The organism is Dyella sp. 01N448, assembly GCF_056399225.1.
This window is the reverse complement of record NZ_JBFTQX010000005.1, coordinates 147,981-160,584: the sequence shown is the minus strand read 5'-3', so window position 1 is coordinate 160,584 and position 12,604 is coordinate 147,981. Positions and strand designations below refer to the sequence as shown.

The 12,604-nt window shown below is 63.2% G+C and carries 8 protein-coding genes; 3 read left to right on the top strand and 5 right to left on the bottom strand.

The window, feature by feature from the left end:
• Window positions 1-178: 178 nt before the first annotated feature.
• Window positions 179-1,744 (top strand): phospholipase D family protein, encoded by a 1,566-nt coding sequence (locus AC1DKY_RS10345; protein WP_441603922.1) that lies wholly within the window; start codon window positions 179-181, stop codon window positions 1,742-1,744.
• A gap of 34 nt (window positions 1,745-1,778) precedes the next feature.
• Here the strand turns inward: AC1DKY_RS10345 and AC1DKY_RS10340 are convergent, their stop codons facing one another.
• Together AC1DKY_RS10340 and AC1DKY_RS10335 are read right to left on the bottom strand one after the other, a co-directional pair.
• Window positions 1,779-4,607, bottom strand: a complete 2,829-nt coding sequence (locus tag AC1DKY_RS10340) for a C1 family peptidase (protein WP_441603996.1) — start codon at window positions 4,605-4,607, stop codon at window positions 1,779-1,781.
• Between the two features lie 124 nt (window positions 4,608-4,731).
• Window positions 4,732-5,757 carry a DUF1254 domain-containing protein gene (locus AC1DKY_RS10335; RefSeq protein WP_441603921.1) on the bottom strand — a complete coding sequence of 342 codons (1,026 nt, stop codon included), beginning with the start codon at window positions 5,755-5,757 and terminating at the stop codon, window positions 4,732-4,734.
• Window positions 5,758-6,216: 459 nt separating this feature from the next.
• Here AC1DKY_RS10335 and AC1DKY_RS10330 point away from each other — a divergent pair, with 459 nt between their 5' ends.
• The gene (locus AC1DKY_RS10330) at window positions 6,217-7,005 is read left to right on the top strand and encodes an anti-sigma factor (protein ID WP_441603920.1); all 789 of its coding nucleotides are present in this window, start codon (window positions 6,217-6,219) and stop codon (window positions 7,003-7,005) included.
• Window positions 7,006-7,035: 30 nt separating this feature from the next.
• Here the strand turns inward: AC1DKY_RS10330 and AC1DKY_RS10325 are convergent, their stop codons facing one another.
• The 3 genes from AC1DKY_RS10325 to AC1DKY_RS10315 form a co-directional block, all read right to left on the bottom strand.
• The gene (locus AC1DKY_RS10325; protein ID WP_441603919.1) at window positions 7,036-7,566 is read right to left on the bottom strand and encodes a dihydrofolate reductase family protein; all 531 of its coding nucleotides are present in this window, start codon (window positions 7,564-7,566) and stop codon (window positions 7,036-7,038) included.
• Window positions 7,567-7,590: 24 nt separating this feature from the next.
• Entirely contained in the window at window positions 7,591-7,938 is a 348-nt protein-coding gene (locus AC1DKY_RS10320; RefSeq protein WP_441603918.1) for a YciI family protein, read from the bottom strand.
• 124 nt (window positions 7,939-8,062) lie between these two features.
• Window positions 8,063-8,329, bottom strand: coding sequence for a hypothetical protein (locus tag AC1DKY_RS10315; protein WP_441603917.1), 267 nt, complete (start codon window positions 8,327-8,329; stop codon window positions 8,063-8,065).
• Between the two features lie 348 nt (window positions 8,330-8,677).
• On the opposite strand from AC1DKY_RS10315, the gene AC1DKY_RS10310 reads away from it, so the two are divergent.
• The gene (locus tag AC1DKY_RS10310; RefSeq protein WP_441603916.1) at window positions 8,678-12,574 is read left to right on the top strand and encodes an ATP-binding protein; all 3,897 of its coding nucleotides are present in this window, start codon (window positions 8,678-8,680) and stop codon (window positions 12,572-12,574) included.
• The last annotated feature ends 30 nt before the right edge of the window (window positions 12,575-12,604 follow it).

Here is a 12,604-nt window from a genome sequence, read left to right as displayed (position 1 = left end):
CGAAGGCCTGGGCGTCAATGCCCTTTATGAACGAAGAGCGACGACTGCGCATCGCAACGATCATGAGCGCACCGGCAGTCAGCAGGGATAGGGCGTAGCTATGTTAATTAAATGATGGAAACGAAATGCGAGCGGATCCACGATACGTTGACGGCTTGCCCGATCCGAGGATGTAAACATGCGTGTGCATCGCTGGGTCGTCGTACTTTCCTTCACCATTCTTTGTCACGTCCTTCAGGCGTGCTCCACACTGCCGCCCAATACCGACAAGGCGCAAACGCATCACCTGCCGCCGGCCACCGATACCGCCTCAGCGCAGTACACGCACGCCGAAGTGGACAGGCACCAGCAGCAGTCCGGCTTCCGCTTGCTGACCTTGAGCACCAACGCTTTGCTGAGCCGGGTGGCGTTGGCCGATCACGCCGCGCACTCGATCGACCTGCAGTACTACATTTTCGCCAACGACATGACGGGGCATCTGATGTTGCAGCACCTGCTTGCTGCGGCGGATCGCGGTGTGCGTGTGCGCATGCTCATCGATGACAACAATTTCGACGACAAGGATCACCTGTTCGAGGCGCTGGACTCCCACCCGAATATCGAGATCCGCCTGTTCAACCCCTTTCAGACGCGCGATCCGAGCCTGCTGTCGCGTGCCACCCAGTTCATGCTGGAGTGGCGGCGCCTGAATCGACGTATGCACAACAAGTCCTTCATCGTCGACAACAACGTGGCCATCGTTGGTGGACGTAACATCGGCGACCCCTACTTTGATGCGGGGAGCGACACGCACTTTCGCGATCTCGATGTCGTGGCCATCGGCCCCGTCGTGCAGCAGGCGTCCGAAGCGTTCGATGCCTATTGGAATTGCGATGCCGCATATCCGCTCAACCAGCTCAAGAAGACGGATGGTTCCGGTCAGCAACTGGCCGCCGCGCGGCAGTTGCTCCAGAAGGACGTGCGAGCGTTCGCGCAATCCGATTACGCCCAGTCCGTACTTGACGAATTGCCTGATGGCCCGACCGCCGACAAGCGCGGCGCATGGTTCTGGGGCGATGCGGAACTCGTGGCCGATCAGCCGGAGAAGATCGAGGCCACCCACGACGAGCCGGCACTGCGCATTGGTCCGCGGCTGAAGACCATGCTGGATGGTGCCCAGCACGAGATCATCGCGACAACACCGTACTTCATTCCCGGCGACGCCGGCACCAAGCACCTTGTGGCCCTGGCGCAGAGTGGCATCTCGATCAAGATACTCACCAACTCGCTCGCCTCGACCGACGAAACCGCGGCGCATGCGGGATATGTGCACTCGCGCAAGGCGTTGGTCGAAGGCGGCGTGCAACTGTACGAGCTCAAGCCATCGTCCGGCCAAAGCCAGCCCTCCACCTCGATGGGCCAGTCGTCGGGCATCAGTTTGCACGCCAAGACCATTGTGGTGGACAGCCGCCAGGTCTTTATCGGCTCGCTCAATATGGATCAGCGCTCCAAGCTGCTCAACACCGAAATGGGCGTCATCGTGGATTCGCCAGGCTTGGCCAAGGCGATCAGCGATTTCTTCCAGACGGCAACGCAGCCCTCCAATGCCTATCTGGTAGAGATGGCTCCCGCCTCCCACCAACTCATCTGGCAAGCCGACGATGACGGCAAGCCGGTGACCTACAAGAGCGACCCGGGTGCGACCACCAAGCGGCGTACCGAAGTCACGTTCCTGCGTTTGCTCCCCATCGATGGCTTGCTCTAGTCGTTGAGGCGGGTGCGTGGTTACGCCTCGTCTTTTAGAACCCGCGCAGATCGTCGATCGGCATGGCCAGCTTGGCGCCGGTGATGCGCTCGAGCGTGCGGCTGACGACCTCGATGTTGTTGTCGAAGCTGCCATGTCCCGCACTGATGGTGCTGCCGGAGCTGCTGGTTTTCACCTTGTCGACATCAAGAATGCCGATGCGCTTGTCCAATCCGCTTTGCTTGGCCGCCTGGCGCCAGTTGCCCAGCGCTTCGCCGGTGCTCGATGAGCCGTCCCACCCGTTGTAGCCAACGTCCATGACGTTGGCCAGGCCGAGGATGGGCGTGCGCACATCCTGCTCAAGCGCGTCTGAAACCATATAGAGCAATGACTTGCGGTAGACGGCCGCCACATCGTCGTCCCGTTCGTTCTCGTCGGACAGGATGTCCAGATACATCGACTTCATCAGCGCCTCGTGCGGCGTGTAGTGGCGATTGGCGAACTGCACGGTGCAAGCCGGAGCGTAGAGATGGATGGACGTGGCCCGCGCATCGAGTCCGCGCGCGGCCAGCAGGTCAACGAGCCAGCCAAGGAAGATGGAGCCCGCCGAATGCCCGATCAGGTGGATCTGAAGTTTGTCGCCCCAGCTCTGCTCGAGATTCTGCAAGGCCGTTACCAGCAGATCCGCCCCGCGTGTTGGAAAGCTGGAACCCTCTGCGTTCTCCTTCATCTCGCTCCAGATCGGACGCGCGAACGGACGTCCGATGGTTTGTTCGATCAATCCATCCGTCACATTCGTCAAGGCCTCGCGGACGCCGCCGACGCGCGAAGGGGCAGGCCGGAATCGGTCGGCAATGATGTCCTCGATCGATTCAAGCATGCCGGTCTTCCACACCATGAACAGCGGGTAGCAGCCATTGCCGATCAGGTAGGGGCCCATGATGCGCGCACGCGTGATGGCGGCCGCCTCGCTGTTGAGGCCGCCATGCGCATAGATTACCAGGCGCTTGGTGGCAGACGCCTGTTGGCGGAACCACTGATCCGGCAACGTGCATGCCTGGTAGAGCAGGCCTCGGTTCAAGGCGTCCTGCGTGAGATATCGCGTGACGCGCCCGTCATTGCCGAGCACGACGCTGTGTGCGTAGGCGTCGGCCTCGTTCCATGCGCCCGATCGATCGGCGCCGGCGCGCCCCGTTGCACCGGGGATGGCCGCCGCGCGCTGGCCAAACACCAGGCCGCGCACGCCCATCGCGGCCACCCACGCATCCATGCCGTTGGCCAGCCAGTCCGCGTAGGTCAGCACGGCAAAGCCGCCGCAGCCCCAGCTCTTGCCCCAGGAATTCTGCACCACGAAACCGCGCGTATTGAATCCCACCAGCGCGAACGCGTGGCCGTCGGTCTGCGAGGTACGTCCGTCGAACTCGATCACGGGCAGGGTGTCGTGTCCGGTGATTTTCTTGCGCGAGGTCGGCACGTTCTGCCAGCCATCATGCGTGTTCGCGGAGACGTAGATGGCGCCCACTTCCAGGATGGCGGCCTGCAGGTCGGTGATCGTCTTGAGGTCGATGCGGTAATAGATGCCCAGGGTGTTGGCGGTGGCGCGATCGGCGTATCCGAAGCTGGGCGGTTGTGTGTCCTCGGCTTGATAGGGCCAGTCTTCCTCCAGGCATACGCCGTGGTAGAACCAKCCCTTCAGCGCGCCTCGGCAGCTTGATCCATCGTAATTGTCGCCGGCATATTCGTCGTACCGCCGCGCGAAGTTGTACAGCATGCGCGGGCTGACCGAGTCCAGCGTCGAAGGCATGCTGGCTTTTCGCCAACGCAGATAGTTGATGACGCACGCCAGGCCAAAGCCGGTGCATGCGCCTTCCTGTCCCTGATCCAGGATCAGGCCGGCGCTGCTGTAGGCAGGTAGAAGTTGCTGTACGTACTCGTCGCTGGGCGAGCAGTCGGGCAGGCTGACCGGTGGCGGCGTATAGGAACGATCGCGCAAGTCGACGGGGTCTTTGCTGGCGGTGAATTTGCGGGCCGGCGTCGGGGCAGTGGCCGTCTTGCGGGCACGTGCCGTACGACCTGCGCGGGCAACCACCGGCCACACCGAGTCCGCCAGCTGAAACACGCTGCGAAACTTGTCGAGCCCGTAGGTGCCGCCATTGACCAGCTTGCGCGCTGCGGCGTAGTTGTTGGACGCAAGCGCCGCGCGCATCTTGTCAGCGGCATGATTGAGAAACACGGCCAGCAGCACGGCTGCCGCTTCAGGCGCGTTCGCCAGGTCCGGAAAGCTTTCGATATCCAGGCCGATCTGCGCCGCGTAGGTGTGATAGTTCGCTCGCCCCGTCAGCTGCACAAAGCCGCGGCCTTTAAAGCGCGCGCCATCACCGGGCTGTGTGTTGCCGAGCGAGGTGCGCCCATCGTAGGCGCTGTAGGCTGGCATGCCCGGCGTCGTGTTGAAGTGCGAGGGAAACTCGGAGATTGGCACGAAGCCTTCGGTCTCCGCGCGAATGGTGCCTAGCGCGGCGCAGATCATCGGGCGATCGCGCAACCCGACGACGTTCAAGGCTGCCGCCACATAGGGAAGGTTGCGGGCAATATTGGACGCCTTGGTGGCTGGGAAGAGCTGCTTAACCGCATCCACGGTGATTGGCACGTCGGTCGCCCGCAAGGCGACCATGCCCAGGACGCTCTGGCAATACGGACCAACGATCCCATCCGCCACCAGGCCAATGCCCGATTGCCAGCGTCGGACCGCGGCGTCAGTGAGGTCGTCGAAACGATTGCCCGCCGCCAGGCCGGGAAACGCCCCGGCGTCTGCCTGCAGTGCCGATGCCAGTTTCTTGCGCAATTGCGTGACATCCGGCCCTGTTGCGTCCTTCATCAGTAGCATGGCCACGGTTCATTCTCCTGGTTATTTCGCGACGAATGCTTGCCGCCTTCGCACGCTGCCCATGGGGTGGTGGTCGTATTGAGCCAGCCAAGCTATGCACCGGGGATGTCGTGCCCCTGGGGTCCTAAGTCGTCGGCTCCGGAAACTTCCAGGCGCCGCTCAGGATCGCGTCCCTCGGCCGGTAAAGCCTGACGGTGTAGTTCCAGCCGGGCATGATGGGAAGGCAGTTGGGGATCGTGCCATTGCAACCGCCGAACTGGACGACGATGGAGCCGTCGGCGCTGCGTTTGGCGGTGATGTTGTTGAGCGTGTACGCGTTCAGTGCGTTCTTTTCGAAATAGCCTTTGGCGTCGTAGACGCTGATCGACCAGAAGGCATCGACCGGTACGTCCTTGACGGTGAGGTGGTAGACCGTCTTGCCATCATTGTTTGGCGGCGTGACGCCGAGATAGGTGGCGTCCTTGTCGGGGTTGCCGCCCCAGCCGGCTGCGGTGCCCAAGAGATGCGCGACGGGGTCGACGTCACCTTTCTTGCCGAACGCGTCTTTGAAACCGTTGGCGGATGAGGCAAGCACGAGCAGCGCATCGCGGATCTTCTTCTGGCTTACCGGATCCCAATGCGGCACGTCGAACGTGCCGCGGCTTGCCTGGGAGACCTTGATGGCGTCCTGTAGTGCATGGACGGCCTGCAGGTCTTTTGCGTCCTTGGGGTCGACCAGGGTGCGGATGGCAACGGCCATATACCGAGTGCCCACCTTCTCTTTGTCGAAGGTGTAGCTGCCCGCGCCGTAAACCACGGCAGGCACGTAGTGGTCTTCATTGATGGCTTGCAGCGACATGAAGCGCTTGCCGGCGTCGGGCAGGGTGATGGTGACCGGGCCGGCATCCAGGTCAAAGACGCCAAAGGTATAGAGCGTGTCGCGGTTGAGACGGATGACATCCTGCTTGTCGATGGAGGCGGGTTCGCGTTCGGAACGAAGAACGCCGAGGCCGCCGCGTTTTACCAGGGACGCGAGGTACGTATCGGATTCGGCGCGGGCGAAGTTGTTGATCGTGACGGGCGTAACGTCCGTCGGCGCCGCACCTGCGTGGACGTACGCGGTGCTGAGGAGGGCGATGCCAAGGGCGGTGCGTAAGGTCGGTATGCGCATGGCGTTTCCGATGGTTGTAAACGGGCGACGGATGATGTCCAGAAGGCGCGAGGGTCACGGCTGTTGCGGCGGGCGCAGCGACCATGGCCGTAGCGGGCACGTGCGGCATCGAGATTTAGCGCAGGGCCGCGAGCTGGCGCTCAGCTTGCGCCGGCAGCATCGATGCCTGCATCGGTAAAACCCATCAAGTGGATTCAGTAGTTTTACCTAGCTCGCCGACGCCAGACGCTTAAGTTTTTTTTGGGCGCCTGTGCATCCGTTGACCGCGCGCATCCGTATCTAACAGTGCTTCCAGTCGGAAGTCGCCAGCTACGGAGATGAACATGAAGAGCAATCAACGTGCACGTTCGATGCTTCTTGGGGTGGGTCTTGCACTGGGCGCTACTTCGCTTTCGCCATGGCCGATGGCCGGCAGCATGGACGCGCCAGCCTGCTGCAACTTCGCACGTGCCTGGACGCATGAACACACCACTGAACCACGACGACTCCCAGCTGCGCTACGCCGAATATGTGCTTGGCGTGCTGGATGCCGATGCGCGCGCCGCCGTGGCACACGAGCTGCAAACCAGCGACGAGGCCGCTACCGCCGTGAAGCTTTGGCATCGCAGATTGCAGCCCATGAGTGAGGAGATTGCGCCGGTCGAGCCGCCCGATCATGTGTGGACTCGCATCCAGCAGGCGCTGCGCCTGGATGCACGGGAGCGCGCATACACCCGGCCCCGCCTGTGGGACAGCCTGCGTTTCTGGCACTGGTTCGGCCTGGGCGAGAGCGCCTTGGCCGCGGCGTGCCTGCTGTTGCTGTTTGTGAGCATGGGGCCGCGCACGAGGCCGGGCGCGCCAGCGGTTGCGTTCATGGCATCGACCATCACCCAGACGAATGGTGAGGTGGGTTGGACGGCTACGATGGATATCCAACAGGCCCGCATCATTGTCGTGCCGGTGGCGCCAAGCTCCTTCGCCCAAGGCAAGGCGCCGCAGTTGTGGCTGGTGCCTTCAGGTCAAAAGCCCATTTCGGTCGGCATGATTGCCGCCAACGCACCTACCACGTTGAAGCTCGATCCTGTTCTGCTCGCGCAACTGGGACCCACGGCCGCCCTCGCGGTATCGGTGGAGCCCATCAGTGGCTCGCCGACGGGCCAGCCCACCGGGCCCGTTGTCGCCACGGGCGCCATCGGCGCCGCGCCGGACAGCGGCGGGCAGCCCCATACGGCAAGCTTGTACTTGCCACGGTGGAGATGGTGGAGTTAGTCGCTGGCGTCCGTCGGAGCCAGCGCGCCATCAGGCGGGAACGTAGGTCAGTCGGATCACATCCCCGTCGATGACATCATTGGCCACGAGGCGAAGCCGCGGCCGAGGGCCGGCGAAGTACGGCCTGCCTTGACCAAGCACGACGGGGTGCAGATAGATCTGATACGCGTCGATAAGACCAAGCTCGGTCAGGCTGCGCGCCAGACCGGGACCGGCGACTTCGATCTCCCCGGTGAGCTCGGCCTTCAGCCGCCGTATGGCAGCCTCGATGTCATCGGCGACAAGGGTGGCGTTGGGGCCGACCGACGACAGCGTGCGCGACACGACCCATTTCGGCTGGCGCCGCCACGCCATGGCGAAGTCGCGTTCGTCTGCGTTCCACTCGGGAGAGTCTTCGTCCCAGTAGCGCATGATCTCGTACATGCGGCGGCCGTACACGCTGCCCGTCAGGTTCTGCACCTGCTCTACGAAGTGACGAAACAGCAATGGACTGGGCCCAAACTTGTCGTGGTCGACATAGCCATCGAGGGACTGGTTCATTGCGAAGACAAGCGTGGCCATGGAAAGCCTCCCAGGCAGAAGCGGTCAGCTATGGCGGAGAAAGGCGCGCACCTCAACCGGTGCCCGGCAGGCGACGACGGCCTTGCGTCCCCAGCTCAGCGCCTCGTCCATGTTGGCGGCATCCAGTATCCAGAAACCGCCAACATGCTCTTTGGCCTCGGCGTACGGGCCGTCGGTAACCAGCACCTCGCCGCTGGACTGCTTGCGCAGAGACCTCGCCTTGCCAGGCGACTCCAGGCCGCCGGCGAACAACCGGGCGCCTGCGGCGATCATCTCCTCGTTGAGCCGGTGGATATCGTTGATCATCGCTTCGCCTTCCTGCGACGGGTCATAGTTGTCGGGGTGATGAATGGCAACCAGATACTGTGGCATGACGACTCCCGTGAACACCCTGAGGCGGGCACAATGCCTGCCCTCACTGTCATGACGAACGGCAGGACGCGGATTCGACACGTCGTGCGAAAAACGTTTCGCGTGGACGCGGCATCCCGCGTGGCTAGGTCTCTTCCGGAGGAGGTTGCAGCGTCACGGCCAACTCCTCGAACGTGGCGATCTGGTCGTTCAGTGCATCGTGCAATTCGCTCTGGCGCGTCATCAGCGTCTCGATGGAACCGGCCTGCTTGAGCTTCTTCAGCTCGCCGTCGAACAGTAACCACTGCGCCGTCAGCGCTTCTACGTTGTTCTTCGCGTAGTGACGCATTTCCTTGAGTTGCGCCAGCACATCGTTGACGTGTTCAAGCGGCGTCTTCGTAACTGCAGTCATGGCGATACCTCGGGTTTCCCAGGGTTTGCCTAGCGTAGCGGCGCAAAGCTGGCTGTCGCCGAAACGGCAGCACGACCGCGCAATGCTTGCCATGGAGCGCGCTGACGACGACGTCCGGACGCCCACAGCCAGGCCCCGCTGCGGCAGCTTGGGAGTCACGAAACAGCGCCCATGAATCAACCAGCGCCACCGCCTGTAATTGAGACTATTCTTATAGATGCTGTCGATCGTGTGCGCCTAATCTGACTGATCGAATCGACAAGGCTGGGCACGTTTATGCATCGCTTTCACGGCCTGACCATGATTGCCTCACCTTCCAGTGGGTCGCGGCAGGGGGGCTGTCGGTGGGTGCTGTGGTCGCTGTTCCTGCTGTGCGCGTCGCTGTCGTTCGTTGCATCCGCCACGCAGGTCCCGCCCGATGTGCCGGTCAAGCCGGACGCCCAGGTCGCGCTGAGCGCAGAGGAGTCGGCCTGGATCGCTCGGCACCCAGTGGTCGACGTCGGCATTTTTGCGGGCAATCACTTTCCCATCGAGGCCTGGGTGGCGGGCGGGGCCGAAGGCATTGGCGTGGAATACGCCAAGCTGCTTGCTGGCCGCGTAGGACTCAGGTTGCAGTTTCGTCCGTTCACGGACTGGGATGCGGTGACCTTCAGCGATTCGGGCAAGCCCATTCCTTTCGACTTGCTGGTGGGCCAGCCGTACCGGCGTAGCGATCGCCTTGAATACCTCAACCCCTACGTCGAAGCCAGCCTGGTGCTGGTTGCTCGCAAGGGTGACCTGAAGGTCCGCACCGAGGCCGATGTGGTCCATGGGCGGATCGCGATGGAGCGTGTCGCCCGCGTCTACAACAAGATCATCAAGGATCGTTTCCCCCAGGCCACACTCATCTTCACCGACGATGGCCGCGAGGCGCTGGACATGGTGGCCCAGGGCGTGGCCGACGCGTACATCGGTTCCTCCGCACGCACGCGCTGGCTGCTGACGGAGCGCGAGCACGACGACGTCACCATCCTTCAGCGCCTTGCCGATATCCCGCCGCTGCAGGCCTCGTTGGCGGTGCCGCGCGATCACCTGGTGCTGGCCTCCATCCTGCGCAAGGCCGAGGCCACCGTGCCGGCGAACCAGCTCGCCAGTCTTCGCCAGCAATGGGGTATGGACGAGGACTTCACTGCGCCGCTTCCACGCAGCACGGCGATCTCCGATGCCGACCGCCAGTGGCTCGCCGGCCTGGGCACGCTGCGCGTGGGCTACGAAACCGATCGTTATCCGTATAGCTTCATCAACAAGGACGGCATGCTCGATGGCCTGGCCGAAGACTATCTCTCGCTGATCAAGAAAGAGCTCGGCCTGCGTTTTGAATTGGTGCCTGCACGCGACCTGGACGAACTGCAACGCCGCGTCGGCGCCAATGAAGTGGACATGGTCGCGGCCGCGATGCCCGCCGACTACGACGCCGGGGCCATGGTATTCAGCCGCCCGTACGAGCGGTTTCCTGAAGTCATCGTGGCGCCGCTGCATGGCGCCGCGATCGCCGGCCCGGAAGACCTGCGCGGCAAGAAGGTGGCTGTGCGCGAAGAGGCGGGTCTGCTCGCCGGTCTCAAGATGCTGCTGCCGCGCAGCGAACTGGTGCCGGTCGCCAGCAATGAAGCAGGGTTGCGCCTGGTCGAAAAAGGCGAAGTGTCGGCCTACATCGGCACCTTGCCCGCCATTGATGCGCTGATCCGCGATCGCTATGCCGCCACCCTGCGAGTGGTGGCGCCTGCGGGTCTGGATCAGGACATCACCTTTGGCGTCAGTCGCGACAAGGCCCGTCTTGCGGGCTTGATCGATCGCGTGATTGCGGGCGTCAAGGACAATCAGCGGCAGGCGATCCGCACGCGCTGGCTGCGCGCCGACTACAGCTACGGCGTGCCGTGGAACTGGGTGCTGATCGGATTGCTGGTGGTGGCGTCCATCGTGGCCATCATCGGTTTTGCCTATAAGCGCATGAGGGATGCCGAAGCGAGGGCTCGTGCATCCGAGCAGCGACTGGTCGACACCAACGAAAATCTCCCTGGCGTGGTGATCCGTCTGCACGTGGATGCCGCGGACCGCCGCACCTATGAATCAGTGAGCGGGCCCTCGATGGCCATCTTCGGCATGTCCCGCGAGGACATTCTTGCCGGCCACGCCGGCCCGCTCGAAGCGGCCGTCGATGAGGATCGCGAGATGGTCCAGAAGGCGGTGGATCAAAGCCTGCGATCGAAGCATTCGGGCGTGGTCGAGTTCAAGACCAGGGTGAACGGCGTGACGCGCTGGATTCGCGCCTTGGGCGGCGAACCCAAGCCCAGTGGGAAAGGCGGCTATTTCTGGAGCGTCTACTGCGCCGACGTCACCATCGAAAAGGAACAGGAGCGGGCACTGGTGGAGGCGAAGGCCACGGCCGAGGCGGCGGTGGCCGCCAAGGGTGCGTTCCTGGCCATGATGAGTCACGAAATCCGCACGCCCATGGCCGGCGTACTGGGGTTGGTGGAGTTGCTCTCCAAGACGCCGCTGAGCACCGAGCAGTCGCACATGGTCGGCATGGCGCAGGATTCGGCGGTGGCGCTGCTGCAGATCCTCGACGACATCCTGGATTTCTCGCGCATCGAGGCCGAGAAGCTCGAACTGGAGCCGCAGGCATTCGACCTGCGCCTGCTGGCCGACAGTGCGGTGGGCACCTTCGCGGCACGGGCGCAAGAGAAACACCTGCGCCTTTACCTGGTGCTGGACTGGCGACTCGCGTCGGAATATCGAGGCGACGCCAATCGCATTCGGCAGATCATCAACAACCTGATCAGCAACGCCCTCAAGTTCACCGCGTCCGGACACGTCAAGCTGCGTATCGATCTGCTCGGCGAGGTCAAGGGAGGGCAGCGCCTGCGATTCAGCGTCACCGATACGGGCATGGGCATCTCGCCTGATCAACTCAATCGCCTGTTCCAGCCGTTCACCCAGGCGGAGGCGTCCACCACCCGACGTTTTGGCGGCACGGGCCTGGGCCTGAGCATCTGTCGCCGCCTGGCGGGCATGATGGGCGGCGACGTTCGCCTTGAAAGCAAGGTGGGCGAGGGCACGCGAGCCACCGTCGAAGTGGTGCTACCGGTGCTGCAGGGCACCAGCATCATTCCCGGTATCGAAGGCAAGCGGGCCCTGGTCTGCACGCGTGACGGCATGTTCGAGCGCGAGTTGGCCAACGCGTTGTCTGCGATGGGCTTTAGCGTGATCGAGACGGATGCGGAGGACGTCGTGGAACTCAGTAAAGACGATGCGGACGTCTATATCGCGGACGCGCGTCTGATCGAGCAAGGCGTCATCGTGGAGGGTGTGCCGGCGATTCACGTGATACCCGATACCGATACGCGGGGCTTTTATCGTGAAGGCGGCAAGATGATGCTCTGCGGCAGTCCCTTGTTGTGGCGGTCAGCGGTAGAGGCGTGCCGCGCGGCGCTGGGCCTGGACTCGGCGGGCGACAAGGAAAGCGTTGCCGCGCCCCGCCAGGCGCGCTCCGCCCGGATCCTGGTGGCCGAAGACCATCCCATCAATCGCGCCGTGATCGAGCGACAGCTGGATCTTCTGGGTTACGCATGCACCATGGCCGAGGATGGCCAGCGCGCCTGGGAGGCGCTGGCTGCCGCCCACTACGACCTGCTGCTGACCGACTGTCACATGCCCGTGCTCGATGGTTATGCGCTGTCGCAGCGCATACGCGATGCGGAAGTCGAAACGGGCGCCCACATGCCCATCATTGCGCTCTCGGCCAGCGCGTTGCCGGAGCAGGTGGAAAAGTGCCGGCGGGCCGGCATGGACGACTTCCTCGCCAAGCCTGCCCGCCTGGAAGAGTTGCAACAGAAGATTGAAAGCATGGTCGGCAGCCTGGCGAAAGTCGTCGATCGGCAAACCCAGGCCAGTGACGATGCAGTGACTCAGCTGGTCGCCATCTTCGGTTCGGAAGAACAAGTCGAGACGCTGTTGCACGGCCTGCTGGAAGCAGGGCGGTCGGATCTCGCCAGATTCGACGAGGCGGTGAAGGCGGGCGATACAACCGCCCAGCGCGATGTGCTCCATCGCATCACCGGCTCACTGCAATTGCTGCGCATGGGCCTGCAGGAACCGGCGCCCGGTCTAAGCGTCAACGAACGCCGCGACGCCGTCCTCGCCGAACTATCGCAGGTCGATGGAATGATCGAGCGATTGGAAGCGAAACGCCTGGTCCGGCAGCGCTGAGGTTAAACGCCACCGCGCGCGACCCTGTAG

Bases quoted from the DNA above. Each gene is read 5' to 3' on its own strand.
- AC1DKY_RS10345 (WP_441603922.1), top strand. From the start codon at position 179: ATGCGTGTGCATCGCTGGGTCGTCGTACTTTCCTTCACCATTCTTTGT.
- AC1DKY_RS10335 (WP_441603921.1), bottom strand. From the start codon at position 5,757: ATGCGCATACCGACCTTACGCACCGCCCTTGGCATCGCCCTCCTCAGC.
- AC1DKY_RS10330 (WP_441603920.1), top strand. From the start codon at position 6,217: ATGAACACACCACTGAACCACGACGACTCCCAGCTGCGCTACGCCGAA.
- AC1DKY_RS10315 (WP_441603917.1), bottom strand. From the start codon at position 8,329: ATGACTGCAGTTACGAAGACGCCGCTTGAACACGTCAACGATGTGCTG.
- AC1DKY_RS10320 (WP_441603918.1), bottom strand. From the start codon at position 7,938: ATGCCACAGTATCTGGTTGCCATTCATCACCCCGACAACTATGACCCG.
- AC1DKY_RS10325 (WP_441603919.1), bottom strand. From the start codon at position 7,566: ATGGCCACGCTTGTCTTCGCAATGAACCAGTCCCTCGATGGCTATGTC.